This is a genomic window from Blastococcus litoris (genome assembly GCF_003075095.1).
GTDB lineage: Bacteria > Actinomycetota > Actinomycetes > Mycobacteriales > Geodermatophilaceae > Blastococcus_B > Blastococcus_B litoris.
The window spans coordinates 64,132-89,921 of the sequence record NZ_QCZF01000005.1; the positions used below are offsets into that span (position 1 = coordinate 64,132).

Genomic DNA, 25,790 nt, shown 5'->3' on the forward strand with positions numbered 1-25,790 from the left:
GGTCAGGGAGCGCGCACGAGCGCGACGGCCTCCCGGTGGCCGAGCTCCGCGCCGTCGGCGACGGCGTCGGCGTAGGCCGCGGTGCCGAGGCACTCCCTGACGCGGTCGACCAGCTCGGCCTCGCTCCGGCGCGCCGCAGGCCAGGCCCGCAGACCCGCGCGCCGGCGGAGCCCGTCGGCCGCTCCCAGGGCGGTGGCCGCGCCCCGGCCGTCCCCGCGCGCCAGCGCGAGGTGTGCCCGGGCGACCAGGGAGAAGGTCAGCGTCAGGGTGCTGATGTCGGCGTCCGCACCCCCGTCCACCGACTCCAGGAGGAGGGGCCGGGCCTCCTCGGGGCGGCCGGTCCAGACGGCGAGGGCGGCGAGCTGGGCCAGGGCGGCCGACACGAGCCAGCGGTTCCCGGCCCGCCGGCCGAGCCCGGCGACCTCCGTGAGGTGCGCCCGCGCCGGCTCCGGCCGGCCGAGCACCATCTCGAGCCCGCCCACGGTCAGGAGCGCGAAGGCCTCGAACGGCGCGTCCTGGTCGCGGAAGCCCTCGAGCGCCGCCGTCGCCGCCCGGAGCGCCCCGTCGACGTCGCCGACGACGGGCACGGTCCACGAGATCGCCAGCTGGGCGGCGCTCTCGAGGTAGGGGTCCCCGATCCTGCCCTCCAGCCGCCGGAGGTCCTCGACCGCAGCGAGCGCGCTGTCGTCGTCACCGACCTCGACGGCGGTCATGGCGGAGGTGACCAGCAGCTCGGCGCGGGCGCGGTCGTCGAGGGCATCGGCCCGGCGCTGCACTTCGTGGATCCACGTGCGGCCCTCGGACATCCGCCCGCGCATCTGCCAGAACAACCACAGGATGCGGAACAGGTGCGGCAGGGGCCTGACGTCGTGCGCGCAGAACCAGCCGATGGCCACCCGCAGGTTCTCCTCCTCGGTCCGCCACCGGTCCGCCCACTCGCCCTGGCCCTGCGACGGCCAGTCGGCGGCCTCCACGAGCGCCCGGAAGTACGCGGCGTGGCGCCGGGCGACCTCGTCCCGGTCCGGCCGGCCGGCCAGCCGCTCGGCGGCCAGCTCCCCGACCGCTCCGAGCATGCGGAACCGCGGACCGGTCCCGGACACGTCGATGACCACGAGGCTGTGCGCGGAGAGTGCGTCGAGCAGGTCGAGCGCCCGGTCCTCCGGGAGCGCGGTCACGGAGGTCGCGGCCTCGAGCGTCCACCCCTCGGCGAACACCGACAGGGTCTCCAGCACCTCCCGCTCGTCGTCCGCCAGCAGCCCGACGCTCCACTCGACCGTCGCGCGCAGCGTGCGCTGGCGCTCGGGGAGGTCGACCGGACCGGGGCCCAGGGCGTCGAGGCGGGAGCCGAGCCGGGCCAGCAGCGCGGCGGGGTCGAGCAGCCTGCTGCGCGCCGCGGCGAGCTCGATCGCCAGCGGCAGGCCGTCGAGGCGGCGGCAGATCTCCGCGACGACCGGCGCGTTGGTCTCGGTCAGCGCGAAGTCGTAGCGGACCGCCCGCGCGCGGTCCTCGAACAGCTGCACGGCCGGCAGCGCCGCGAGCTCCTCGAGGCGGGGCCGCTCCGGCAGCGCCGGCACGTCGAGCGCGCCGACGGCGTACTCCCGTTCGGCGCGGAGCCGGAGCGCGGTGCGGCTGGTGACCAGGACGGTGAGCCCCGCGCACCGCGCCAGCAGCTGGTCGAGGTCGGACGCGACCCCGACCAGCTGCTCGAGGTTGTCGAGCACGAGCAATGCCGGGGCGTCGGCGAGGTGCTCGGCGACGACGTCCACCGGTGGTCGGCTCCCGTCGACGGGGGCGCCCAGCACGGCCGCCACGCGGGGCAGCACCAGCGCCGGCTCGACGACGGAGGCCAGCGGGACGAAGACGGCGCCGCGCGGGAAGGAGCGCTCGAGCCGATCGGCCACCGCGATCGCCAGGCGGGTCTTCCCGACGCCTCCGGGGCCGGTGAGGGTGACCAGGCGTGCGCCGGCCGACCGCACCAGCGCCGCGACGGCGTCGATGTCCCGCTCCCTGCCGATCAGCGACGTCGGCGTGGTGGGCAGTGACCGGGCGGGCGGCCGCGCATCGGCCGGCGGGGCCGGAGCCGCCGCCCCGAACCGCTCGCTGAGCAGCAGCGCCAGGTCGTCTCGCACGAGCCGCCCGAGCTCCCGCGGTGTCCGGAAGGTCCGGTAGGAATCCGCCCCTTCGGCCTGGAGCTCGCCGATCATGCCGGTCAGCCGGGCCTCCCGGTCCGGTGCCGGCTCCTTGACGTACAGCAGCCGGGGGATCGAGCCCGACAGCCGGAACTCGTCCTCGAGCCCGGAGACGTCCATGCCCGGCCCGATCCAGCCGTACCGCTGCCAGTACAGGCCGACGAAGACGTCGGACTGCGCGAGGTAGGCGCGGTAGAGCTCGCGGGGCGGGTGCGGGCGGGCCCCGAGCTCGAACATGACCGGAGTGAGCCGGAGCGCCGAGACGGCCCGCGCGACGGACGCCCGCTCCGGGGCCAGCTCCGCCAGCGTCGAGCTCACGAACACCCGCAGCCGCTGGTCCGGGGTGCGGATCGGCAGCGTCTCGTGCGCGTCGGCAGCCATGCGTCGTCCTCGGCGGGGTGGGAGGGGTGGGAACCATCGTGTCGCCGGCGCGGGTGCTGCGAACAGGTCTCTCGCCGCGGGTCGCGGCACGCCGTCCTCCGTCGGGCCGCCCGCGGGTGCGGTGGCCGGTACGATGGCGGTGTACGGCCACGACGTGGACCCCGCTCGTCGTGCGACGACCTGTTCTCTGCGGTCGCCGCCACAGTCGTCGACTGCCGGCTCTGGTCTCCCGCCGTGGTCGTCCGCCGGGTTCCGCGGTGCCGATCCCTCGGCACGCCGCACCACCGGGCCGGGGGCAGCACCCCCGTCCGCGGGACCGCACGGCAGCCGGGCACGCCACCGCGCCCGGCATCTCGGAGGAGGAGTACGTGGCTCGACCAGGCCAGCGCCGGAACGGCGCTCGCCGCAGCGCCCCGCGCAACCAGCGCCGCGTCCGGGACGGCGACGTGATCGCGGAGCTCGCCCGCGCGGTGCGCGAGGTCGAGGCCGCCGTCCAGCGGGGCCGCGTGACGCCCTCGGTCCGGACGAAGTTCCAGGCCATCGCACTGCTGATGCGCGAGCAGCACGCCCAGGTGCGGGCCGACGAGACCAGCAGCGCCGCGCACCGGGCCGAGCAGCTCAAGCGCCTCGACGGCGTCGCGACCATCCTGGCCAAGACCGCGGTGCGCGACTCGGGGTTGCTCGGGCTGCTCGCCGAGGACGCCGTCGTCACCGAGGCGGCCCGCTCGCTGGTGCGCGAGATGCTGCGCGACGTCGGCGTCGAGCCCGCCCCGGAGGAGATCGCCGAGCCCGAGCCGCTCGACGTCCCCGCCGTCCCGGAACGCCGGGTCGTCCCGCAGTCGGTCGTCGCCCGGCAGCTGGCCAACCCCTTCCTCGCCCCCGACTTCTCGGCGGCCCCGCAGCGGCCCGTGCGGCCGCGCCGGCTGGCCGGCTGGGAGCTCCTCGGCCCGCTGCTCCGGTCGTTCGAGCGGGCCGGGAGCGGCGAGCCGGCGTGCATGGCGCTGCCGGCGCCTACCTCCCTGCGTGCCGCCGGTGGGCGCCAGCTGATGCCGCACCAGGCGCAGCTGGTCGCTGCCGCGGCCGACGGCCACCGCACGTTCCTGCTCGCCGACGAACCGGGACTGGGCAAGACGGCCCAGGCCCTGCTCGCGGCCGAGGCCGCCGACGCCTACCCCCTGCTCGTCGTCGTCCCGAACGTCGTCAAGACCAACTGGGCGCGGGAGGCGGGGATCTGGACGCCGCACCGCCCCGCCACCGTGGTGCACGGCAACGGCGACACCATCGACGGGTTCGCCGACATCGTCGTCGTCAACTACGAGGTGCTCGACCGCCACGTCGGCTGGCTCGGCGACTTCGGTTTCCGCGGCATGGTGGTCGACGAGGCGCACTTCATCAAGAACAAGTCCTCGCAGCGGTCGCAGCACGTCCTGGAGATCTCCGAGCGCATCCGGGCGCGCACGACGCGGCCCCTGCTCATGGCGCTCACCGGGACCCCGCTGATCAACGACATCGAGGACTTCCTGACCATCTGGCAGTTCCTCGGCTGGATCGACGACAGCAAGCCGCTGGGCGACCTCATGGAGGCGCTCGAGGACACCGGCCTGACGCCGGCCGACCCGGGCTTCTACGCGGCTGCCCGGCGGGCGGTCATCGACCGCGGCATCGTGCGGCGCCGCAAGGTCGACGTGGCCGCCGACATCCCTGCCCGCCGGGTCGCCGACCTGCCGGTGGAGCTCGAGGGCGCGGCCGGCAGGTCGATCCGGGCGGCCGAGCGGGAACTGGCCCGCCGGATGGTGGCCCGCTACGAGACGGCGATCGCCGCCCGCTCGTCCGACGACGGCGCCGACGGCATCGACCTGGAGCTCGTCCGCCGGATCGCCCGGGCCGAGCTCAAGGACGCGACCGCGGGCGAGGCCGGCGAGAACGTCTTCAGCATGATGCGCCGGCTCGGGCAGGCGAAGGCCGGTCTCGCCGCCGACTACGCCGCCCAGCTGGCCCGCAGCGCCGGCAAGGTCGTGTTCTTCGCCAAGCACGTCGACGTCATGGACGCCGCCGAGGAGTCCTTCACCCGCCAGGGCATCCGGTTCTCCTCGATCCGGGGCGACCAGACGTCGACGGCGCGGCAGCGCAACATCGACGCCTTCGTCAAGGACCCCGACGTCGCGATCGCGGTCTGCTCGCTGACCGCCGCGGGCGTGGGCCTGAACCTGCAGGTGGCGTCCAACATCGTGCTCGCCGAGCTGTCGTGGACCGACGCCGAGCAGACGCAGGCGATCGACCGCAGCCACCGCATCGGCCAGAGCGAACCGGTCACCGCGTGGCGGATCATCGCCGCGCAGACGATCGACGCGCGGATCGCGGAGCTGATCGACAGCAAGGCGGGGCTGGCCGCCCGGGCGCTGGACGGCTCGGACGAGGAGGTGCAGTCGTCGGCCGACGTGCAGCTCGAGGCGCTGGTCTCCCTGCTGAGCGACGCGCTGGCGGACCGGTCCTAGCGCCTCACCGCCAGGGGTCGGTGATCTCGCGCAGGTCGGCGAGGACGTCCCGTAGCAGCGCCATGCGCTCGCGCCCGAGGTGGGCGGTCCACTCGGCCTCCACCTCGGCGACCACACGGCGGGAGACCTCGACGCTGCGGGCCCCCCGCTCGGCGATCCGGACCAGGCGCGCCCGCCCGTCCGCCGGGTCGGCGACGCGTTCCACGTACCCGGCCCGTTCCAGCTGGTCCACCAGGAAGCCGGCGCTCTGCTTGGTGATGCCGGCCTGCGCGGCGAGGTCGGTGAGCCGGCTGCCCTCGGGCGCGATCCGCTGGAAGACCTGCGCCTGGGCGGGGGAGACGTCGTCGAAGCCGGCCTCGGCCAGCGCGGCGAAGACGCGGCCCTCCATCGCCCGGTACGGCAGGAACAGCAGAAGGCCGACGTTCAGCGGCTCCATCACGTTTGACGATGGTAGGCAACGGTAAGAGAATCTGACGAGTCCGTCAGACTCTCTTACCACCTCGGGAGCACCCGTGGACCGAGACGAGAAGTGGGCAGTCGTCGCCGCCGGGCGCCGCGAGCTCGCCGACCTGCTGGACGGCGCGGCCGAGGCCGACCGGGACCGGCCGTCGCTCTGCCGTGAGTGGCGGGTGCGCGACGTCGCCGCGCACGTCGCCCTGACTCCGCAGTCGCCCGGGATCGTGCGCCTCCTCGGCATGGGGATCCGCGTCCGGGGCGACTTCGACGCGCTCAACCGGGAGCTCGCGGTGCGCCACGCCGATCGGCCGGGCGCCGACCTCGTCGCGGAGCTGCGGGCGCTGGCCTGGAGCCGGAGCAAGCCGGCGATCACGACCCTCGACAACCTGCTCTTCGACACCCTCGTCCACGTCCAGGACGTCGCCGTCCCGCTCGGCCGGACCGTCGTCATGCCACCCGAGGCCGGGCGAGAGGGTGCCGAGCGCGTGTGGCGGATGGGCTGGCCGTTCTGGGCACGACGCCGGTTGCGAGGCCTGCGGCTGTCCGCGACGGACGTGGACTGGGCGGTGGGGGAGGGCGCCGAGGTCCGCGGGCCGGTTCGGGCGCTGCTGCTCCTGCTCACCGGCCGGAAGGAAGCCGCGCTCCCGGAGCTGACCGGCCCGGGGGCCGCCCGGCTGACCGGGGCGGGGACCGGACCCGGGCGGTGACGGGAGCGGTTGACGCCGCCGATATCCGCTTGCCGGCACGGGGGGACGGCTGCCAGCGTCGCCCCGTGCCGCCCACCAGCGCAGGCCCACCGACCGCCGCGTTCCTCGCGGCGGCGGAGGCCGCGGCCCGCGCCCGCCCGGAGGTGGACCCGCGCATCCACCACAACGGCGCCAAGCAGTTCCGCCCCCCCCGTCGTCGGCGCCCTCGATCTCGGCTACAGCACCCTCGAGCTGCCCGCCGAGGACCGGGCGGACCTCCGCCTCACGATCTACACCGCCGAACCGGGGTCGCCGTCCGCGGACGGGCTCGCGCTGCTGGCCAGTTGGGCGGCGACCGCACCGGACGCGACGGGAGCCGACCGGTCCTGAGGCGGCGTCGCTCGCCCGCGGGGGTGGCGCGGCACGAGCGGCACGGCGACCGGCACGTCGCCGCCCACGCAGCGGACCGGCCCGCCGGCGTGGAGACGCTCCCGGACGGCGTCGCGGCAGGGTCTGCGGCACCCCGTGCGCGGAGCGCGCGGCCGCCGTGGTTGCGTGTCGGGGCGCCGGGCCGTCGGCGGCAGGGCGACGTCCGGAGGGTCGGTCAGGAACGTGCTGGGTCTCGACCTCCTGCCCGCCGGCCTGTCCACGACGACGCTGGTGCTCGTGCTGCTCGCCGGCCTGGCGGCGGGCTTCATCGACGCCGTCGTGGGCGGCGGCGGTCTCGTGCAGCTGCCGGCGCTGCTGCTCGTCCCCGGCATCAGCCCCGTGCAGGCGCTGGCCACCAACAAGCTCGGCTCCGTGGTCGGCACGAGCACCAGCGCGGTCACCTACTACCGGCGGGTCCACCCGGACCTGCGCACCGCGCTGCCGATGGCCGCGGTCGCCCTGGTCGGCAGCTTCTGCGGCGCGTCGGTCGCCGCGCTCCTGCCGGCGAGCGTCTTCAAGCCCGTGATCGTCGTCGCGCTGGTCGGGATCGGGGCGTTCACCCTGCTGCGCCCGTCGCTGGGGGAGGTGACGGCGCTGCGCCACAGCGGCCGCCGGCACCACGGCGTGGCCGCAGCGATCGGCGCCGCCATCGGCTTCTACGACGGCATCCTGGGGCCCGGCACCGGCTCCTTCCTGGTCTTCGCCATGGTGTCGCTGCTGGGCTACGCCTTCCTCGAGGCCAGCGCCAAGGCGAAGATCGTCAACTGCGCCACCAACATCGGGGCGCTGCTGTTCTTCGTGCCCCACGGTGCGGTGTTCTGGGGGCTGGGCCTGCTGCTCGGGGCGGCCAACATGGTCGGCGGCTACCTCGGAGCCCGGACGGCGACGGCGCGGGGGAGCCGCTTCATCCGCGTCACCTTCCTCGTCGTCGTCACGGCGCTGGTGGCCCGGCTGGGCTGGGACGTGTGGACGGAGAACGTGCGGCCCGCCCTCCGCTGACACCTGGAAGCCGGCGGGGCCGCGCCCGGTTGGCCCGGTCGTGAGGCTCTCGCTGCTCGACCGCTCCCGGACCCGCGCCGGCCACCCCGAGGCGGCCGCCCTGACGCACACCGTGGAGCGCGCGGTGGCAGCCGAGCGGCTCGGCTACTCCCGGTTCTGGGTGGCAGAGCACCACGCCGTGCCGGGGATCGCCTCGGGTGCACCCGCAGTGCTGCTCGCGGCCGTCGGTGCGCGGACGGCGCGGATCCGGCTCGGGTCGGGCGGGTGATGCTGCCCCACCACCAGCCGCTGGTCGTCGCGGAGCAGTTCCTGATGCTGGACGGGCTGTACCCGGGCCGGGTCGATCTCGGGTTCGGCCGGTCTCTCGGGTTCACCGCACCCGTGCGGCGTGCGCTGCGCCGCTCCGGCGACGAGCCCGACACCTTCGCCGACGACATCGGCGAGCTCCGCGGCTACCTCGAGCGCACCGCGCCGGTCACGGCCCGTCCGGCCGCCGCGGCGCCACTCCCGCTCTTCGTGCTCGCCACCGGTCGGGGCGTCGACGTCGCCGCCCGGCTCGGCCTGCCCGTGGTGCTGGGCGGACCCGTGCTCGCGCAGCCCGACCTCGGCGAGCTGCTGGCCGCCTACCGCCGCGGCTTCCGCCCGCACGCGGGCAGCAGGCCCCACGTCACCGTCTCGCTCGACGTGCTGGTCGCCGACACCGACGCCGAGGCGCGGGAGCTGGCGCTGCCGGAGGTGTGGGCGATGGTCCGCTCGCGGCGCACCGGTGTCTTCGACGCGCTGGAGCCGGTGGCCGACATCCGCGGCCGGCGCTGGGACGCCCAGGACGCCGACCGGGTGGAGCGGGGCCTCGACGCGGTCACCGCCGGCAGCCCGGCCACCGTCCGCCGCCGGCTCGAGGAGCTGGCCGGGCGCACGGGCGCCGACGAGCTGCTCGCGAGCGGCGCCACCTACGACCGCGCCGCCCTGGCGGCGTCCGACGGCGAGCTCGCGGCGCTCCTCAGCTGACCCCCGCGCCAGGGGCGACGTCCAGCGCGAGGTCGACCAGCCGCATCTCGGCGTAGCGGAACTCGCCGTCGGGGAGGTGCCAGACGGCCGCGCCGCCGGTCATCCGCGGTCGGCCGTCGACCACGGTCCAGCCCTCGACCGGCGTGCTCCACAGCGCCCGGACCGGGCCGCCCGGCAGGTCGGCCCACCGGTCGCGGCTGCGGACGTCGCGGGGCCGGCCGTCGTCGTCGAGGAACACCTCCGCGCTCACCGTGCGCCCGCTGTCGGTGACCGCGACCCGGAAGCTGTCGTCGCCGAGGGAGTCCCAGCTGATCCGCCGGTCCAGCAGCATCCCGGGCGCGATGAGCACCGCGTCGTCGAGCCAGGTGGTCAGCTCGCCGATGTCGAACTCCGGCCCGGACCCGTCGGCGACGGTCACCAGCCCGAGGGCCTTGCCGAGCATGCGGCCGCGGCCGTCGCGGTAGGTGTCCCAGCCCCACATCGGCACCGCCCGGCCGACGACCAGGCGCATGCGGAACAGGCGCGCCACCTCGACGGCGGAGTTGTACTGCCACGCGTCCAGCGGCATCCACGGCTGGTCCGGACGACGCCGGAAGCGGCCGGTCACGTGCGCCCGGAAGGACGCCGTCCGGGGCCGGCCGACCACACCCATCGCCCGCACGTACCGGCCGGCGACCGGCGGCAGCCGAGCGACCTCGGCCTCGGTGACCGGCTCCGTCGACGGGACGCCCGACGGCAGGCCGGCCGCGGCCAGCGCCCTGGTGAAGGCACGTGGCGGACGGGTTCGCATGCGTGACCTCGCAGGTGGGCGGGGAACCGGTCGAGCGGCCCGACGGCGACACTAGGGGCACGACGGTGGGAAGGCAGCGCCCCTACGCCCTGCGCAGGTCAGGACCGTCGGGCGCCCGGCGGAGGACCTCGGTCCCTGACGCCGGCCGCACCGCCGCCAGCACGCTGCCACCATGCGCCTCGCACCGACGGCACCGGACGCCCGATCCGGCCCGATCCGGCCCTGGGACCGCGCCCGGTGGCGATCGTGGGTGGCCCGCACGACGCTGGGGGAGACCGTCGGTTTCCTGTTCCCCGTCCTCGTGGTCCTGTCCGGGGCGGACGACCTGGCTGCCGTTCCGCGCCTGGCCGTCCTCCTGCTGGCCGGCGCGGCAGAGGGAGCCGTCCTCGGCTGGGCCCAGAGCTCCGTGCTCGCCCAGGTCGTGCCGGAGCTCTCCCGCCGCGACTGGATCGTCCGGACGGCGCTGGCCGCCGTCGTCGCCTGGGCCGTCGGACTGGGCCCGAGCACGTGGGCCGCAGGCGCAGCCGACCTGCCGGCTTCGCTCCTCGTGGTCCTCGCCGTGCCGGTGGCGGTCGTGCTGCTGAGCTCGATCGGGTTCGCGCAGTGGACCGTGCTCCGACGGCACGTGCCGGCCGCCGGACGGTGGATCGGCTGGACGGCGGCCGCCTGGCTCGCCGGGCTCGGCGTCTTCACCGCCGTCACCACTCCTCTCTGGCAGCCGGGGCAGGAGGCTGTCACCGTCGCGCTCATCGGCGTCCTCGGCGGCCTGCTCATGGCCGCCGCGATGGCCGTCGTGACGGCCGCCGGGATGGGGCGTCTGCTCTCCCCGCGCGACCGCTGAACCACGACCCTCGGCCTGGGAACGCCCCTGTCGACGCATCGAGATCTGGAGGCCCGCATGAACCACGCCCAGCCCGGCACCCACGTCGGCCGCGGCGAGGCGCTCGCCTTCGCGGCGCCCTACGAGCGGGACGGGGCGACGGTCATCACCGCGACCGCGGTGCGGGCCCACACCGCCTCCCGCAGCGACGGCGCAGCGGCCGGGGAGCAGGGCTTCGACGCCCGGCTGGCCGGCAACCGGCCGCTGGGCGCCTTCGTGGTGCGCAACGGCCGCGTGCGGTGGCACCCGGCGGTCGACGTGACGCGGTTGCTCACCACCGCGGAGCTCGTCGTGGGCGGCGTGCTGATCGCCCGGCAGCTGGCCGGGCGACCGGGGTCGGCCAAGGCGCTCGTGACCATGGGCCCGGGCGGCTGGGTCAGCATGAGGGGCGGGGTGATGGCCGTCCGTCCCGCCGAGCGCGCCTGGCGGCGGACCCACCCCGCGCCGGCCGGCCCGCCCATCCGGCGTCCCTGGTGGGCGCGTCTGCTGTCGGCCACGGCCCTGGAGAAGCTGCTGGGCTGACGCGATCAGCAGCGCAGAGGGTCCACGCCGTCCACCGTGCCCCTCGCCGAGAGCACCCCGAAGCGGGCGAAGAGCTCCTCCGCGTACCACCCCTCGCGAACGGTGCGCGCGACGACCGCGGCGTGCGCCGGCCGCTCGTAGGCGAAGGCGTTCAGCTCCGAGGACGAATTCCAGACGCTGAGGGTGCCCTGGAGCCCGATCGGCGCCTCCCCGATGCCCAGCGCCAGGCGCAGGCCCGGCGCGCCGTGCAGGTCGGCCGCGACCGGGTGCACCGCCCGCCAGAAGCGCACCGCGCGCCGGGGCGCGAGCCGGGCGCGGGTCACCGCCGCGACCGGACCCTCCCAGGGGCCGTGCCGGGGATCACCGAACGGCTCCTTCCGCGACCACCGGCCGCGCGCGGACAGCGGGCGCAGCCGCGCCGTCCACTCCTCGTGCGCCATGCGTCCCCAGCGCCCGGCGAGGCGGCTGCCGGCGAACGCCGTCGCGGCGACGTCGTCGTCCCAGACGGCGAGCAGACCCCAGCGCGTCGGGTCGGCGTCGAGCGGCGTGAACGTCCGGCCCCGGCCGGTGCCGAGGAGCTTGGCGAAGCGGAGACCGGGTGTGCGCCGCAGCGGTGCCCGGTCGGCCGCCATGTGCCACACCGCGCAGGGGAGGGCGTGCGCCGGCACACCCCACAGGTGCACGGTCACGATCACGCCGGTGACGCTCTCTGCCCGGGTGGGCTCACGGCCTGCGCCGGCCCCAGCGGAAGTACGCCAGCGGACCGACGACGTTGATCGCGATGACGAAGGCCCACCGGACCTTGCTCCCGTTCACCCCGGCGGCCGGCCGCGTCGCCAGGTCTGCCCACGCCGTCGCGGCCAGGGAGAGCTGGATCGAGGCGAGCGTCAGCACCGCGGTCTGCTCCCGGGAGCTCAGCTCACGCCATCGGCGTCGGGCCACGGTTCCTCCTCGGATCGGTCGCGTGCACCGTCGGACCTGCCGGAACCGCCGGTCGTCAGGGCCCGGACACCGACCACCCTGGTGGAGGCGGCGGTGTCGAGAACCGGGGAGGAGGTCACCGGGAGGTAGGTCGGGCGACGCCACCGCCCGGGGACGGGAGGCCCTCCGGTTCGTGACCTTCGTCCCTGCACCGGGGGCCGGCAGGACTGCCTAGCCTGGCGTCGCGGGGCCCTCCCAGGGCTCTGCAGCACCGTCGCGCACCCCGGCGCGGCCACGACCCGCTGGACGGAACCCTGTGGACGCGGAACAGCAGAACGGCATCTCCGTCTTCCTCCTCGACGACCACGAGGTCGTGCGCCGGGGCGTGGCCGACGTCCTGGGGACCGACCCGGGCATCACGGTGATCGGCGAGGCCAGGAACGCTGCCGAGGCACTGGCGCGCGTGCCCGCGCTCCGGCCCCAGGTGGCGGTGCTCGACGTCCGGCTGCCCGACGGGGACGGCGTCAGCGTCTGCCGCGAGCTGCGCTCCCGCCTGCCGGACCTGAAGGTCATCATGCTGACCAGCTACAGCGACGACGAGGCGCTCTTCGAGGCGATCATGGCCGGCGCTTCGGGCTACCTGCTCAAGCAGATCCTGGGCCAGGACCTGGTGGCGGCCGTGCGCACCGTCGCCTCCGGGGGCTCGCTGCTCGACCCGACCGCGACGACCGCAGTGCTCGAGCGCATGCGCCGGGCTGCCGAGCCGGCCGGGCCCCTGGCCACGCTGAGCGAGCAGGAGCGGACGGTGCTCGAGCTGATCGGCGAGGGGCTGACCAACCGCCAGATCGGCGAGCGGATGTTCCTGGCCGAGAAGACGGTGAAGAACTACGTGTCCCACCTGCTGGCCAAGCTGGGGCTGGAGCGGCGGACCCAGGCGGCCGTCCTGGCCACCGAGCTGCGCGGGTCGGCCGCGACCCAGCGGCGGGCCTGACGGCGCTCAGCGCAGGGGCGCGTACCAGCGCAGGCGGGTGCCGCCGTCGGTGACCGGCTCCACGCTCGCTCCGCCACCGTGCCTGCGTGCGCGCTGCTCGAGGTTGCGCAGGCCGCTGCGGGCCGCGCGCTCGTCGATCCCGCACCCGTCGTCGAGCACCTCGACCACCACGTCGTCGGCCGCGTCCAGGGTGACCGTCACATGGCGGGCCCCCGAGTGCCGCGCCGCGTTGCTGACCGCCTCCCGGACGACGGCCGCCACGTCCTCGGCGAGCTCGCCGGAGATCAGGCTGTCGACCGCCCCGGACATCCGGACAGTAGGCGCCAGGACGCCCGCGGCGGCCTCGGTGACGATGTCGAGCACCCGGCGGCGGAGGCTGCCGGCGTGCTCGGCCGCGCCCGTCGTGTGCAGGTCGAAGATCGTCGTCCGGATGTCGCGGACCGTGTCGTCCAGCTGGCCGACGACGCCCTCCACGCGGCGGCGGACCTCGGCGTCCGCGACCCGGGGCAGCACCGACTGCAGCGCCAGGCCGGCCGCGAAGACCCGTTGGATGACCAGGTCGTGCAGGTCGCGGGCGATGCGGTCGCGGTCCGCGTACACGTCGAGCTGCCTCGCCAGCCGCTGGCGCGCGGCGTGGTCCAGCGCGGCGGAGGCCTGGTCGGCGAACGCCGTGACCAGCGGGGCGACGGCGTCGTCGAAGGGCTCCGCGCCCGCGTGCCGGGCCACGACCAGCACCGCGTCGTCGGTGTGCGACATGCGCAACGGGATGCCGAGGCAGGGCCCCCAGGCGATGTGGTCGTCAGCCCCCTCGTAGGGGAGCCCGCTCAGGTCGACGCTCACGACGCCGTCCGCGGCCTCCAGCACCCCCAGCACGGGGCTGCCGGAGGCCGTCAGCCGCGATCCGGTCAGGTCGTGCAGGTCCGCGCCGAGGTGGGCGATCACGGTGTAGTCGCCGTCGGCAGGATCGGGACCGAGCGCCAGCAGGGTCGCATCGGCCCCGGTCAGCGCGGCCACCTGTTCCGCGATCAGCCGCAGCGCGTCCTCCTGGGACGTCGCCTCGAGCAGGGCCGCCCGGACCTCGGAGACGGCGGACAGCCATCGGCGGCGGACCTCGCCCTCCTCGTAGAGGCGCGCGTTGTCGATCGCGATCCCGGCGGCGCCGGCCAGCGCCGTGAGCACCGCCTCGTCCTCCGCGGTGAACTCCCCGGAGCGCTTCTCGGTCATGTACAGGTTGCCGAACACCTCGCCGCGCACCAGCACGGGCACCCCGAGGAAGCTGTGCATCTCCGGATGTCCCGGCGGGAAGCCGACCGACGAGGGGTGCCGGCCCACGTCGGGGATCCGCAGCGGGCGAGGCTCGGTGATGAGCTGCCCGAGCACCCCCTTCCCCTCGGGCAGCGTCCCGAGCCGTCGGGCCGTCTCGTCGTCGACGCCGACGTGGATGAACGCCGCGAGCCCGCTGCCGCCACGGGCGAGGACGCCCAGGGCCCCGTACCGGGCGTCCACGAGGTCGGTGGCGGCCGCGACGATTCGGTGGAGCGTCGTGTCGAGGTCCAGCCCGGTGGACACGCTCAGGAACGCGTCGAGCAGGTTCTGCACCCGGGCCTGCGTGCGCGCCACCACCGAGAGGCGTTCCTGGACCTCGTCCAGCAGCTCGGCCAGCCGCATCCCGGAGAGCGCTCCGGTGCCTGCCGGCGTCATCTCCGCCCTGTCCGGCCGCCGTCCACCCGGCGAGGTCATGCACATCCACCTCCTCGGCAGCGAGCCTGTCACCGAGGGGTCGCGATGGGTAGACCTACCGGTCGCAGCCCGCCGGCAGCCCGTTCCTCCCGCCGAGGCGGACGACGGGCAGGCTCAGCCGCCACCCCCGGAGCAGACCGATCCGGACGACGATCGAGCAGGTCCCGGCTGCGGCGCCGCCCGACCCGGCGAGCACCCGGGACGGGCCGACGGCGGTGACCCCCCACCCGGTCCCCGTGTCCACGTCGTAGGAGTCCACGGCCAGCGCCACGACCGAACCGCGCACGGCACCGACCACCCGGCTGTTCCCGCGGGCCGGGATCACGAGGGCATCGCCGTCGACCGTGAAGGCGACCGGGACGACGTCGGGCAAGGCGCCCTCGGTGAAAGCGAGGCGGCCGATGCGGGCGGTGCGCAGCAGGCGGTGGCACTCGGGCTCGCCGAGCTGCTGCAGGAGGCGGTCCTCGTCGTCGGTGCTCACGCTTGCTCCACGTGCCCGGCGGTGAGGGCGCCGGCGACCTCCTCGGCCCAGGCACGCACCGCCACCCAGTCGCGGAAGTCGCCGACCGGCGCGCGCATGGCGGTGGCCATCGCCCGCTCGCCGAAGCTGAGCCGGGCCTTGTCCAGACGACCCGGGAACACGGCGTGCCCCCGCGCGCCTGTCAGCTGCGCCAGCGGCGCGACGTCGTGCGGCTCGTCGGGCGGGAACGGCGGTTCGCCGATGGGTCCGCTCGAGAACAACCAGGTGGGGCGAGCGCGCAGGGCGGCGGCGCGCTGCGCGGCGTACTCGCGGGCGGGCTCGAGCCAGCGCCCCGCGTACACGGCGCTGCCCAGGACCACGGCGTCGAAGGCTGTCGGATCCGGTCGCTGCTCGGCCGGGAGCGCCACTGCGATCAGGCCGCCGGCCCGGCCGGCGCCGCAGTCCGCGATGGCACGGGCCACCTCCACACCGATCTCGGCCGTCGCACCGTGCCGGCTGGCCACCACCACCAGCACCTGGGGCTGCCGACCGGTCACCGCGTCGCCCACCGGAGCGGGACGACCGCGACGGGCGCGGTCGCGCGGTGCAGGACCGCATGCCTCGTCCAGCCGAGCGCGAACCGCCCCCGGTGACCGACGCCGGCCACCACCGGACGGTCGGGACTGCGGGTCATCGTGGTCCTCCCTGCCCGGCGACGCGGTCCCCGGCCGGTGCATCGACGTCGGGAGTCCGGGCACCGGGTGCGCCGTCGTGGACGATCCGCACCGCGATGACACCGGCGACGGTGCGGCCCAGCGTCCGGAGCGCCTGGTCCTCCACCTCGGCCGAGACCTCCGGAGCGCCGCGCGTCCGGCGGACAGTGGCGACCCCCTCCGTGACGTGGACGTCCCAGCAGCTCACCTCGCCCGTGTAGCCCTCGACGAGGTGGAGGACGTCGTCGCGCAGCTCGGCGTCCGGACGGACCAGTGCCCGCAGGAGGTCGCGCCGGCTCACGATGCCGACGACCCGGCCGCGTTCCAGCACGGGAACGCTGCGCAGCCGCTCGTCCACGAACAGGCGGGCGATGTCCGACACGTCCGCGGTCGGGTCGACCCCGCGGACGCCCTGGGTCATCACGCCGCGCACGAGCAGCGGCGGCGGGTCGTCCGCCCGGGCGTCGTCCCGGCGCAGGTGCAGCCGCGGGTCGGGCGGCAGGCGGTCGGCGAGCACGTCCGCCTCGGCGACGACCCCCACCAGCTGGTGATCGCCGTCCACCACGGGCAGCGCGGCGAACCCGCGCCCGGCCATCAGCTCGGCCGCGTACTTGGCCGAGGTGTCCGGTCCGACCGTGACCACCTCGCGCGTCATGACGTCTCTGGCCTGCACGGGCGCTCCCTCGCGTCTCGAGATACCCCGACGCTAGGCGGGCCGGCCCGGTGGCCCCAGGGTCGGCGGGCGCCCAGGGGCGGGACCTCCGTCCCCGGGCGCCCGGGCCCTCGGCCCGCTGATCCGACGGTGCCGGGCGGTCACCGTGGGAGCGAGCGGTCGCGGCGATCCGAGGAGCAGGCCATGAGCGAGTCCGGCTCGTGAGGGCCTGGGCCGGCGCGGCGTCCCGTGCGGTCACCGACGTGGTCGGGGGCGGGCTCCTCGTCCTCGGTGCCCTCGTGGCGTCCCCCCTGATGCGCACGCGGTACAACCGATGGGGCGTGACCGAGGACGAGCTCGCCACCTCGCTGCCGGGGGACGGGCTGGTCCCCGCTCCGGACCTCAGCTGCACGCGCGGGCTCACCGTCGACGCGCCGGTCGCCGCCGTGTGGCCGTGGGTGGCGCAGATCGGGCAGGGCCGGGGCGGGTTCTACAGCTATGACGGGCTGGAGAACCTGTTCCGCTGCGACATCCACAGCGCCGACCGGGTGCTGCCCGAGCACCAGCACGTCGCGATCGGCGACGTCGTCCGGCTCGCCCCGGGGGAGGGGCCGGCCTTCCGCGTGCAGGACGTCCGCCCTCCGACGGCGCTGGTCCTGGTCAGCGCACCACCGGTCGGGGCGGCCACCGGGGGAGCCGGGCCCGTGGCGACCTGGCAGTGGGTCCTGCGGCCGGTCGACGACGGCCGCCGCACACGGCTGCTCGTCCGCCAGCGGCTGAGCCGGCCGCACGAGCAGCGGCTGCTGTGGCGCCTCGTCGAGCCGGTCGGGTTCGTCATGGAACGGCGCATGCTGCGGGGCATCGCGGCGCGTGCCGGGCGGCCGTGACGGGGCGCGGGCCGGCCGGGTGGACCTCGTCGCTGTCGCGCGGGAGGACCTACGTCCCGGGCGACCGGGCCGTCGGCCCGCATCCCGCACCGGCCGGCCCCGGGACGGTGGGGAGGCCGGACAGCGGTCCGGTGACCCGCCGAGACCGATCCCCGGGAGCCATCGTGAACGAGCCGACCGACGTCCCGACCGTCACACCTGGGGAGGGTGGGCCGGGCACCGGGCAGCGGATCGTCGTCGGGGTGGACGGCTCGCCTGGTGCGCGCCTCGCCCTGGCGTGGGCGCTGCGGGCGGCCGCCGGGAGCGGCGCCGAGCTGCTCGTGCTGAGCTCGTTCCCGATCGAGGTCTACTGGCTGGACCCGTACTTCGTCGACCCGCGACGGATCGACGCCATCCGCGAGGACACCGAGGCCCGTGCGCGGGTCCTGGTCGACGAGGTGCGCCGGGACCCCGGGGTTCCCGCGACGACGGAGGTGGCGGTCCACGTCGTCGCGCTCGCGGGCCCGGCAGCGCCGAACCTGGTGCAGCACTCGGCCACGGCCGATCTCCTCGTGGTGGGCAGCCGGGGTCGGGGCGGGGTCCGGAGCACGGTCCTCGGCTCTGTCGCCCTGCACTGCGCGGCCCACGCCGACTGCCCGGTGGTCGTGGTGCGCCCCTCCCCGGAGGACGCCCCCGGCGCCGCCCCCCGGGTGGTGGTGGGACTGGACGACTCCGCGCACGGGAGGGCCGCGCTGGTCTCGGCGGTCACCGAGGCACGACGCGTCGGTGCACGCGCGGAGGCTGTCCTGGCGTACGAGGAGCCCACCTACTGGAGCGACCTGTACGCGGTGATGACGCCGCCACCGGGGCAGACCCGCGCCCAGGCGCTCGACCGCGCCGAGGCCGTCGTCGGCGAGGTCCTCGGGGCGGACCGCGACGCGGTCGATGTGACGGTGACCGCCGGTCCGGCCGCGGAGGCCCTGGTGCGAGCCGCCCAGGGCGCGCAGCTGCTCGTCGTGGGCAGCCGCAGCCGGAGCACGCTGCCCGGGATGGTGCTCGGCTCCGTCGCGCTGCACTGCGTGGTCCACGCGCCGTGCCCGGTGATGGTCGTGCGACCCGGAGGATCGTCCGAGACGGCTGCTCCGACCGCGGCCGAGCCCGCCGCGCTGGCCTGACCGGGGTCGGTGCCCGGCAGCCGGCTCCGAGAGGGGCAGCCCGCCGGTCGCGAAGGAGGACCTCGACAACCCCGTGCCGCCCGTCGACCGCATCGACGGCGGCGCTCCTGCGGAGGTCAGCCGGATGCGTCCGCCCGCGGTACGCCGACCAGCAGGTTCAGGAGGGCTCCCACCGCCACACCGGCGGCCGCGCCCCCGAGGACGTCGAGCGGGGCGTGGCCACCGAGGTAGACGCGGGCCACCGAGTTGAGGACGGCCAGCGCCACCACGACCACCAGCCAGCGGCGGCGCAGGTAGGGGGCCAGGAGGGCGACGATGCCGAAGGCGACGACCGCGTGCCCCGAGGGAAAGGACGACCCCGCGGACGGCACGTCCCGGAGGACCGCGCCCGCGATCGTCGTCCCCGGTCGCTCCCGCTGCACCAGCTCCTTGAGCAGCTCCCGCTCGACGGCCAGCTTGAGCGGGACGAGCAGGGCGAGCGCGAAGGCCAGCCGCCACTCCCGCAGGACCAGTGCGACGACGGCGACCGCCAGGGGCGCTCCGAGCACGCCGAGGGTCTGGAACACCCACAGCGGCCACCGGAGCGCGTCCGGCAGCCCGTTGACCGCCTCGAACAGGTGCCGCTCCAGGTCGCCGACGGTGCCCGGCGCGGCCGCGACCGCGCAGGCGGCCGTCAGCCCGGCCGCCACCGCAGCGGTCGCGGCGTCCACCCGGCGCCGCCCGTAGCGCCTGGTCACGCCCGCCGCCCGGGGTGCGGTCACGTGACGAATCGGTGCTCGAAGCGCGCTGCCAGCAGCGACCCCAGACCCGCCGGGATCCAGAACACCAGCAGCCGGAAGGCCAGCACCCCGGCGCAGGCACTGGCCAGGGGGGCGCCGAGCGACGTCAGGGCCAGCAGCAGCCCCACGTCCGCGGCCCCGGGGAGACCGGTCGCCGGGACCACCGACCAGAGCAGGTGCAGCGCGCCGTAGACCGCAGCGGTGGCGAGCAGCGGCACCGCTCCGCCCGCGGCGTGCACCGCAGCCGCCAGAGCCGCCGCCTCCAGGGCCACCCCGAGGGCCGCCCACCCCAGGTGCGGCCACCAGGGCCACCCCGTCGGGGCACGCAGTGCCAGGGCCTGGCGGAGGGTCAGCGTCACGTGCCGCTGCGGCTTCCGGACCGCTGCGGCGGCGTCCGCCGACCGGCGCGCCGCCAACCACTGCCCCAGGAGCACGAGGGCCCAGGCGACCAGACCGAGGACCGCGGCCGGCACCAGGGACTCGGGTGTGCGCCAGCCGCCGAGGCTGCCCTCGACGAGCGCCAGCAGGAACGTGCCGACGCCGACGACGAAGGCGGCGGCGATGGAGCCGGCGACGAAGCGGTCGGTGGCGCGACGGGCCGCGTCGGGGAGGACCCCGGCCCGCTCCAGGAAGCGCGCGGCCGCCAGGCGCCAGCCGGTCCGGCCCCGCATCAGGGTCGCGCCCTCCGCCACCATGCCCGCCCCGAACGTCCGACCCAGGGCGATCCGGCGTTCGACGGTCAGCAACGCCGCCGCAGCCGTGGCGGCGCGCGCCCCGACGACCAGCAACGCGGCGCCCCCCAGCCACCGCCAGCCGCCGACCTCGACCGACTCGAGGACGTCCGCGGCTCCGCCCAGCAGGGGGACGCCGACGAGGACCAGCAGCACGCCGGCCCCGACGGCGGTGCGGGCCGCGACGCCGGCGGGCGCGAACTGCGGACGCCAGGGGTCGGGCAGCTCCAGGCGGCGACGGACCTCGCGGCGCACGGCGCTGAGCCTTCCCGGCCGCGCGCGCTCCCCGGCTCGGGTGGCCGCCGAGAGGGTGAGCGGCGCCAGACCGGGCAGCGCCGACCCCACGACGTCCCGGCCCAGCACGTCGATGGCGGAGCCGACCACGACCGCCGGGTCCAGCCACATCGACAGCGAGGCCATCAGCTCGGCCACGTCGCCGTCCAGCGACTGGTCGCCTGCGCCGGTCAGGGCGTTGCCGAAGTCGACGATCCACGGGTCGCCGGCGGCGTCGATCAGCACGCTGGACGCCACGAGGTCGTGGTGCGCCACGCGCGTCGCCCGCAGACGGGCGACCTGCTCCCACACCCGCGCCAGCAGCGCGGGGGTGACGGCCTCCACGGGCAGCTCGTCGAGCGCTCTCCCGGGTACGAGCTGCTGCACGACGACGGCGCCACGGTCGGTGCCGCGGGCGAGCACCACGGGTGGCACGCGGACCCCGCGTTCGCGGGCCGTCATGGCCGCCACGGCCTCGTGCTCCGCCTGCCGGCCCAGCGGAGCGACGGCATCGGCATCCTTGATGTCGCGGACGGCGACGAGGCGGTAGAGGCGGTACAGCCAGTCCCGCTCGAACCGGTCGGGGTCGAGCACCTTGACGTAGAGCCGCCGGCCGTCCTCGTCGACCGCCTCGAACGGATGCGAACTGCGGGCCACGACGTCGGCGGGCCGGAGGTCGCGGACGCGCAGGCCGAACCGGCCGAGCATCTCCGCGACCGCCGCCGTCGCCGGCTCCCAGCGCGGCACGCCGAAGACGAAGTGCACGAGGCTGCCGATCGCCCAGCCCACCGCGGCCCCGCCCACGACGTCCAACGGCAGGTGGGCGCCCACGTAGACGCGGGCGATCGCCACGGTCCAGGCCAGCGTCCACGCCATCCGCCGACCCCGTCGGGAGAGGTAGGGCACCGCCGCGGTGGCCAGGGCGGCGGCGACCGCCGCGTGCCCGGAGATGAACCCGATCCCGGTGACGTTGCCGTCCAGCAGGTTCGCGTCGATCAGGCCGGCCGGCCGCTCCCGCCCCACGATGCTCTTCACCAGGTCGGCCGCGAGGTAGGCCAGCACGCCGGAGACCAGCATGTCCCGCGCCATGCGGAAGCGCTTCGTCAGGGCCGCGATGCCCGCGACGACCGGGACGGCGAGGACGTTGCCGAGCTGCATGACCGCCCACACGGCCGGGAAGACGATCTCGGGCAGGTCGTTCACGATCCGGAACAGGTCGCGCTCCGTGACGGGCAGCCGGCCGCGCTGGGCGATGAGGAAGCCGACCCCGAAGATCGCCAGCCCGAGCACCACCCGCACCAGGTCGGCGGGGTGCCGCTGCACCCGCGCGCCGCGGTTCGGCCGCGACTCCGGGCGCGGGGTGACCGGGGCGGTCACCGCGCGCGTGGTCACCCGACCAGTCCACCGGCCCGGTCGGCGCGCGGGCAGGGTCTTCCGACCCCACCGACGCCCGGCGCGAGAGGCCTTACGCGCCCGCCCGGCTCGCTGGTAGAAGGACGTGCGCCGAGCGCGGGGCGGCGTCGAGGTTCCCGGACCCGGGGGAGTGGTCGTGGTGGCGTCCGGCAGGCACCGACGAGGCCTCTGGCCGGCTCGCGGTTCGCGGTGACGGCGACCGAGGGCGCCCGTGACAGCGGACCCGGGGCCGGCCTGGTCGCGCGGCCGCGCACCCCTGCCGGCGGCCTGGGCAGCGCCGCCGTCGCAGAGCGGGTCGCCGCGGGACAGACCAACGCCACGTCGGTCCGCACCAGCCGGACGCTGCTCGAGATCGTCCGTGCCAACGTCCTCACCTTCTTCAACGGCCTGCTCGCCGCACTGTGGGTGGTCGCACTCACGGCCGGCCGTTGGCAGAACGCGCTGTTCGGCGGTGTCGTCGTCGTCAACGCGGCGATGGGGATCGTCCAGGAGGTGCGCGCCAAGCGGACCCTCGACCGGCTCGCCGTCCTCAACGCGCCGCGCGCCCGCGTCGTCCGGGACGGGGCCGGACGCGAGGTGCCCGTCGCCGACGTGGTGCTCGACGACCTGCTGGAGCTCCGGGCGGGCGACCAGGTGCCGGCCGACGGGGTGGTGCTGACCTCCGCCGGGCTGGCGGTCGACGAGTCGCTGCTCACCGGGGAGGCCGACGCCGTCGCCAAGGAGCCCGGCGACGAGGTGTGGTCGGGCTCGATCGTCGTGGCGGGGTCGGCCGGGGTCCAGGCCGTCGCGGTCGGCGAGGAGTCGTACGCCACCCGGCTGGCGACCGAGGCCCGGCGGTTCACCGTGACCTTCTCCGAGCTGGTCGCCGGCACCAACCGGCTGCTGCGCTGGATCGCGGTCGTCCTGCTCGTGGTCGGCCCCGCGGTGCTGTGGAGCCAGTTCCGCACGGACGAGAACGAGAGCTGGCGGGACGCGGTGACCGGGACCGTGGCCGCGCTGGTCGGCATGATCCCGGAGGGGCTCGTGCTGCTCACCACCCTGGCGTTCATGGTCGCGACGCTGACCCTGGCCCGCCGCCAGGTGCTGGTCCAGGAGCTGCCCGCCGTCGAGGGGCTGGCCCGCGTGGACGTCGTGTGCCTCGACAAGACGGGCACCCTCACGTACGGCGACGTCCGGTTCGACCGGATCGTCGCGCTCGCGGACCACGTCGTGGACGACGAGGTGGCCGCGGCCCTGGGGCAGCTCGCCGCGGGCGACGAGGCGAACGCCACCGCGGCCGCCCTCGCGGCCGCCTTCCCCGCACCCGGCGGAGCGCCGGTCGCCACCGTGCCCTTCTCGTCGGCCCGCAAGTGGTCCGCCGTCCGCACCGGCCAGGGGACCACCTGGGTGCTGGGCGCCCCCGAGATGGTGCTGCCCCGCCCGGGGGCCGAGGCGGCCGTGGCGGCGCGGGCCCGGTCCGACGCGCTGGCCGCCGAGGGCCGACGGGTCCTGCTCCTCGCCCGCTCGGCGCAGGTCCCACCTGCCCTCGACGGGGACGTGGCCCTCCCGGGCGGCCTCGACCCCGTCGCCCTGGTCCTGCTGGCCGAGCGCATCCGGGAGGACGCCGCCGAGGTCCTCGGCTACTTCACCGAGCAGCAGGTGGCGCTGAAGGTGATCTCCGGGGACAACCCGCGGACGGTCGGCGTGATCGCGGCGGGCGTGGGCGTCCCGGGCGTCTCCGGGGCGGCGGACGCGGTGGACGCGCGGACCCTCGGGGACGACCCGGACGCGCTCGCGGACGCGGTGGAGGCGCACAGCGTCTTCGGCCGGGTGACGCCGCACCAGAAGCGGGCCATGGTCACCGCGCTCCAGCGGCGCGGGCACGTGGTGGCCATGACCGGCGACGGCGTCAACGACGCGCTGGCGCTCAAGGACGCCGACATCGGGGTGGCGATGGGCAACGGCTCCCCGGCCACCCGGGCGGTGGCCCAGCTCGTCCTCCTCGACGGCCGGTTCGCCCACCTGCCGGCCGCCGTGGCCGAGGGCCGCCGGGTCATCGCGAACATCGAGCGCGCGGCCAACCTCTTCCTCGTCAAGAACGTCTACTCGGTGGTCCTGGCGCTGATCACCGTGGTCACGCTCAGCGCCTACCCGCTCGAGCCGATCCAGCTCACGCTCATCTCGTTCGTCACCATCGGGGTGCCGGGCTTCGTCCTCGCCCTGGGCCCCAACCGCCGCCGCTACGTCCGGGGGTTCCTCGCGCGCGTCCTGCGGTTCTCCCTGCCCGCCGGCGTGATCACCGGCGTCGCCGCCTACGGCAGCTACGCGGCCACCCGGGTGCTGGACCCGGCGGCCGGCGTCGCCGGGGCGCGGACGACGGCGACCGTCGTGGTGCTCGTCGTGGCGCTCTGGACGCTGGTGATCCTCGCCCGGCCGCTCTCGCCCTGGAAGCTCGCCCTCATCGGCAGCATGGTGGGGATCGTCGTCCTGGTGCTGCTGGTGCCCGCGATCGGCACCGGTGTCGTCCTGCTGGAGGTGACACCCGACGTCCTGCTGATCGCGGTGCCGTTCGGGGTCGCCGGGGCGCTGCTGGTCGAGCTGGCCGAGCGGCTCACGTCCGCCGTGGCCGGGCGTCGCCACGCCGGCGGCTGACCCCCTGGGGTTCGGCCGGGCGTCGGAGGACGTCGCACGGGAAGATCACCGGGACCAGCCGGACGGCGACTGCCGCCGGCCCGCCCGACCCCGGAGGACCTGTGCTGCGAGCCGGCATCTCGATCGACCCGGCGTTCACCGTGGCCCCGGTGAACCGGCGGACCTTCGGGTCGTTCGTGGAGCACATGGGGCGGTGCGTCTACACCGGAATCCACGAGCCGGAGCACCCCACCGCCGACGAGGACGGCTTCCGGCAGGACGTTCTGGAGCTGGTCCGCGAGCTCGGGGTGAGCGTCGTGCGCTACCCGGGCGGGAACTTCGTCTCCGGCTACCGCTGGGAGGACGGGGTGGGCCCGGTGTCCGGGCGGCCCCGGCGGCTGGACCCGGCGTGGCGGAGCCTGGAACCCAACACCTTCGGGCTCGACGAGTTCGTGCGGTGGTCCCGCAAGGCCGGCGTCGAACCGATGATGGCGGTCAACCTCGGCACCCGGGGGCTGCAGGAGGCCATCGACCTGCTCGAGTACTGCAACCACCCCGGCGGCACGGCGCTGTCGGACCTTCGCCGCCGCCACGGGGCCGAGCAGCCGTACGGCATCGGCACGTGGTGCCTGGGCAACGAGATGGACGGGCCCTGGCAGCTCGGTCACAAGCCGGCCGCCGAGTACGGGCGGATCGCCGCGGAGACGGCCAGCGCCATGCGCCAGTTCGACGCGGGCCTCCAGCTGGTCGCGTGCGGGAGCTCCTACCGGCACATGCCGACGTTCGGCGCGTGGGAGGCGGAGGTGCTGGAGCGGGCCTACGACTCCGTCGACGCGATCTCCGCGCACGCCTACTACGAGGACACCGGCGACACGGCGAGCTTCCTCGCCTCCGCGGTGGACATGGACGCGCAGATCCGCGACGTCGTCGCGACTGCGGACCACGTGCGGGCGAAGCTCGGGAGGAGCAAGCGCATCGACGTCTCGTTCGACGAGTGGAACGTCTGGTACGTGAGCCGGCTGTCCCAGCAGGTGCCGGAGGAGTGGACCTTCGCCCCGCGCATCAGCGAGGACGCCTACACGGTGACCGACGCCGTCGTCGTCGGCTCGATGCTCATCACGCTGCTGCGGCACAGCGACCGGGTGACCGCCGCCTGCCAGGCGCAGCTGGTGAACACCATCTCCTCGATCCGCGCGGAGCCCGGCGGCCCGGCGTGGCGGCAGACGATCTTCCACCCCTTCGCCCAGGCGGCGCGGCTCGCCAGGGGGCAGGTGCTCCAGGTGGTGGTCGACAGCCCGACGTACGGCACCGAGAAGTACGGCGAGGTCCCGGTCGTGGACGCCGTCGCCACCCATGACGAGGACACCGGCGAGCTGGCGGTGCTCTGCGTCAACCGCAGCCAGACCGAGGCGGTCGAGCTGGCCCTGGACCTGCGGGCGTTCCCCGGCGTTCGCCTCGCCGAGGCGACCGTGCTGGCCGACGAGGACCGGCTGGCCGCCAACACGGCGGAAGCGCCCGAGCGCGTGCGTCCCCGCGGGCACCCGGATGCCGTGTGCGACGGGGAGCGGCTGCGGGTCGTCCTGCCGCCGGTGTCGTGGAACGCCGTCCGGCTCGCGCCCACCGGCTGATGG

General features: G+C 75.8%; 23 protein-coding genes and 1 pseudogene. 12 read left to right on the forward strand and 12 right to left on the reverse strand.

What is annotated here, in order from left to right:
* Nucleotides 1-2: 2 nt before the first annotated feature.
* Nucleotides 3-2,570 carry an ATP-binding protein gene (locus tag DCS98_RS12025; RefSeq protein ID WP_116451623.1) on the reverse strand — a complete coding sequence of 856 codons (2,568 nt, stop codon included), beginning with the start codon at nucleotides 2,568-2,570 and terminating at the stop codon, nucleotides 3-5.
* A gap of 368 nt (nucleotides 2,571-2,938) precedes the next feature.
* Between DCS98_RS12025 and DCS98_RS12030 the strand changes: the two genes are divergently transcribed.
* On the forward strand, nucleotides 2,939-5,065 hold the full coding sequence (locus tag DCS98_RS12030; protein ID WP_116451624.1) for a DEAD/DEAH box helicase: 2,127 nt from the start codon (nucleotides 2,939-2,941) through the stop codon (nucleotides 5,063-5,065).
* Between the two features lie 4 nt (nucleotides 5,066-5,069).
* Here the strand turns inward: DCS98_RS12030 and DCS98_RS12035 are convergent, their stop codons facing one another.
* Nucleotides 5,070-5,501 carry a MarR family winged helix-turn-helix transcriptional regulator gene (locus tag DCS98_RS12035; RefSeq protein ID WP_116451625.1) on the reverse strand — a complete coding sequence of 144 codons (432 nt, stop codon included), beginning with the start codon at nucleotides 5,499-5,501 and terminating at the stop codon, nucleotides 5,070-5,072.
* A 76-nt stretch (nucleotides 5,502-5,577) separates the two neighbouring features.
* Between DCS98_RS12035 and DCS98_RS12040 the strand changes: the two genes are divergently transcribed.
* The 4 genes and pseudogenes from DCS98_RS12040 to DCS98_RS12055 all read left to right on the forward strand — a co-directional run bounded on the left by DCS98_RS12040 (nucleotide 5,578) and on the right by DCS98_RS12055 (nucleotide 8,643).
* Nucleotides 5,578-6,228, forward strand: coding sequence for a maleylpyruvate isomerase family mycothiol-dependent enzyme (locus DCS98_RS12040; protein ID WP_116451626.1), 651 nt, complete (start codon nucleotides 5,578-5,580; stop codon nucleotides 6,226-6,228).
* A 9-nt stretch (nucleotides 6,229-6,237) separates the two neighbouring features.
* Nucleotides 6,238-6,597, forward strand: coding sequence for an MmyB family transcriptional regulator (locus DCS98_RS23015; RefSeq protein WP_164704528.1), 360 nt, complete (start codon nucleotides 6,238-6,240; stop codon nucleotides 6,595-6,597).
* Between the two features lie 222 nt (nucleotides 6,598-6,819).
* A complete protein-coding gene (locus tag DCS98_RS12050; RefSeq protein ID WP_206340224.1) occupies nucleotides 6,820-7,635 on the forward strand; it encodes a TSUP family transporter in 816 nt (271 codons plus the stop codon).
* A 112-nt stretch (nucleotides 7,636-7,747) separates the two neighbouring features.
* Nucleotides 7,748-8,643: pseudogene (locus DCS98_RS12055) on the forward strand (MsnO8 family LLM class oxidoreductase).
* On the opposite strand, the gene DCS98_RS12060 reads toward DCS98_RS12055, so the two are convergent.
* Nucleotides 8,636-9,433, reverse strand: coding sequence for a DUF6544 family protein (locus tag DCS98_RS12060; protein WP_116451627.1), 798 nt, complete (start codon nucleotides 9,431-9,433; stop codon nucleotides 8,636-8,638). The pseudogene DCS98_RS12055 and the gene DCS98_RS12060 sit on opposite strands and share 8 nt — an antisense overlap.
* Before the next feature lie 172 nt (nucleotides 9,434-9,605).
* Here DCS98_RS12060 and DCS98_RS12065 point away from each other — a divergent pair, with 172 nt between their 5' ends.
* Together DCS98_RS12065 and DCS98_RS12070 are read left to right on the forward strand one after the other, a co-directional pair.
* Nucleotides 9,606-10,274: a hypothetical protein gene (locus DCS98_RS12065; protein ID WP_206340225.1), complete on the forward strand. Its 669-nt coding sequence runs from the start codon at nucleotides 9,606-9,608 to the stop codon at nucleotides 10,272-10,274.
* A 57-nt stretch (nucleotides 10,275-10,331) separates the two neighbouring features.
* Nucleotides 10,332-10,835 (forward strand): hypothetical protein, encoded by a 504-nt coding sequence (locus DCS98_RS12070; protein ID WP_116451628.1) that lies wholly within the window; start codon nucleotides 10,332-10,334, stop codon nucleotides 10,833-10,835.
* 5 nt (nucleotides 10,836-10,840) lie between these two features.
* Here the strand turns inward: DCS98_RS12070 and DCS98_RS12075 are convergent, their stop codons facing one another.
* On the reverse strand, nucleotides 10,841-11,530 hold the full coding sequence (locus tag DCS98_RS12075; protein ID WP_116451629.1) for a monooxygenase: 690 nt from the start codon (nucleotides 11,528-11,530) through the stop codon (nucleotides 10,841-10,843).
* Between the two features lie 28 nt (nucleotides 11,531-11,558).
* Nucleotides 11,559-11,777: a PLDc N-terminal domain-containing protein gene (locus DCS98_RS12080; RefSeq protein WP_116451630.1), complete on the reverse strand. Its 219-nt coding sequence runs from the start codon at nucleotides 11,775-11,777 to the stop codon at nucleotides 11,559-11,561.
* 295 nt (nucleotides 11,778-12,072) lie between these two features.
* On the opposite strand from DCS98_RS12080, the gene DCS98_RS12085 reads away from it, so the two are divergent.
* Nucleotides 12,073-12,747: a response regulator gene (locus tag DCS98_RS12085; protein WP_116451631.1), complete on the forward strand. Its 675-nt coding sequence runs from the start codon at nucleotides 12,073-12,075 to the stop codon at nucleotides 12,745-12,747.
* Between the two features lie 6 nt (nucleotides 12,748-12,753).
* Here DCS98_RS12085 and DCS98_RS12090 read toward each other — a convergent pair whose 3' ends face one another.
* Genes DCS98_RS12090 through DCS98_RS12105 form a run of 5 tightly spaced genes read right to left on the reverse strand, consistent with a single transcriptional unit; the run spans nucleotide 12,754 to nucleotide 16,333 of the window.
* Nucleotides 12,754-14,487, reverse strand: a complete 1,734-nt coding sequence (locus DCS98_RS12090; RefSeq protein WP_206340226.1) for a sensor histidine kinase — start codon at nucleotides 14,485-14,487, stop codon at nucleotides 12,754-12,756.
* 55 nt (nucleotides 14,488-14,542) lie between these two features.
* A complete protein-coding gene (locus DCS98_RS12095) occupies nucleotides 14,543-14,968 on the reverse strand; it encodes a pyridoxamine 5'-phosphate oxidase family protein (RefSeq protein WP_164704529.1) in 426 nt (141 codons plus the stop codon).
* A complete protein-coding gene (locus DCS98_RS12100; RefSeq protein ID WP_206340227.1) occupies nucleotides 14,965-15,504 on the reverse strand; it encodes a flavodoxin domain-containing protein in 540 nt (179 codons plus the stop codon). The genes DCS98_RS12095 and DCS98_RS12100 overlap by 4 nt, the downstream gene beginning before the upstream one ends.
* Nucleotides 15,501-15,641, reverse strand: a complete 141-nt coding sequence (locus DCS98_RS23325; protein WP_206340228.1) for a hypothetical protein — start codon at nucleotides 15,639-15,641, stop codon at nucleotides 15,501-15,503. Before DCS98_RS23325 ends, DCS98_RS12100 begins: the two co-directional genes overlap by 4 nt.
* Entirely contained in the window at nucleotides 15,638-16,333 is a 696-nt protein-coding gene (locus DCS98_RS12105) for a CBS domain-containing protein (RefSeq protein WP_164704530.1), read from the reverse strand. The genes DCS98_RS23325 and DCS98_RS12105 overlap by 4 nt, the downstream gene beginning before the upstream one ends.
* Before the next feature lie 200 nt (nucleotides 16,334-16,533).
* On the opposite strand from DCS98_RS12105, the gene DCS98_RS12110 reads away from it, so the two are divergent.
* Both DCS98_RS12110 and DCS98_RS23910 read left to right on the forward strand, forming a co-directional pair.
* Nucleotides 16,534-17,199 carry a hypothetical protein gene (locus tag DCS98_RS12110; RefSeq protein WP_206340229.1) on the forward strand — a complete coding sequence of 222 codons (666 nt, stop codon included), beginning with the start codon at nucleotides 16,534-16,536 and terminating at the stop codon, nucleotides 17,197-17,199.
* Between the two features lie 164 nt (nucleotides 17,200-17,363).
* Entirely contained in the window at nucleotides 17,364-18,353 is a 990-nt protein-coding gene (locus tag DCS98_RS23910) for a universal stress protein (protein WP_164704531.1), read from the forward strand.
* Between the two features lie 116 nt (nucleotides 18,354-18,469).
* Here the strand turns inward: DCS98_RS23910 and DCS98_RS12120 are convergent, their stop codons facing one another.
* The gene (locus tag DCS98_RS12120) at nucleotides 18,470-19,114 is read right to left on the reverse strand and encodes a phosphatase PAP2 family protein (protein ID WP_206340230.1); all 645 of its coding nucleotides are present in this window, start codon (nucleotides 19,112-19,114) and stop codon (nucleotides 18,470-18,472) included.
* Nucleotides 19,111-21,528, reverse strand: coding sequence for a phosphatase PAP2 family protein (locus DCS98_RS12125; protein WP_116451636.1), 2,418 nt, complete (start codon nucleotides 21,526-21,528; stop codon nucleotides 19,111-19,113). Before DCS98_RS12125 ends, DCS98_RS12120 begins: the two co-directional genes overlap by 4 nt.
* 210 nt (nucleotides 21,529-21,738) lie before the next feature.
* On the opposite strand from DCS98_RS12125, the gene DCS98_RS12130 reads away from it, so the two are divergent.
* Nucleotides 21,739-24,180 (forward strand): HAD-IC family P-type ATPase, encoded by a 2,442-nt coding sequence (locus DCS98_RS12130; protein WP_116451637.1) that lies wholly within the window; start codon nucleotides 21,739-21,741, stop codon nucleotides 24,178-24,180.
* A 101-nt stretch (nucleotides 24,181-24,281) separates the two neighbouring features.
* Nucleotides 24,282-25,787 carry an arabinosylfuranosidase ArfA gene (gene arfA, locus DCS98_RS12135; protein WP_116451638.1) on the forward strand — a complete coding sequence of 502 codons (1,506 nt, stop codon included), beginning with the start codon at nucleotides 24,282-24,284 and terminating at the stop codon, nucleotides 25,785-25,787.
* The last annotated feature ends 3 nt before the right edge of the window (nucleotides 25,788-25,790 follow it).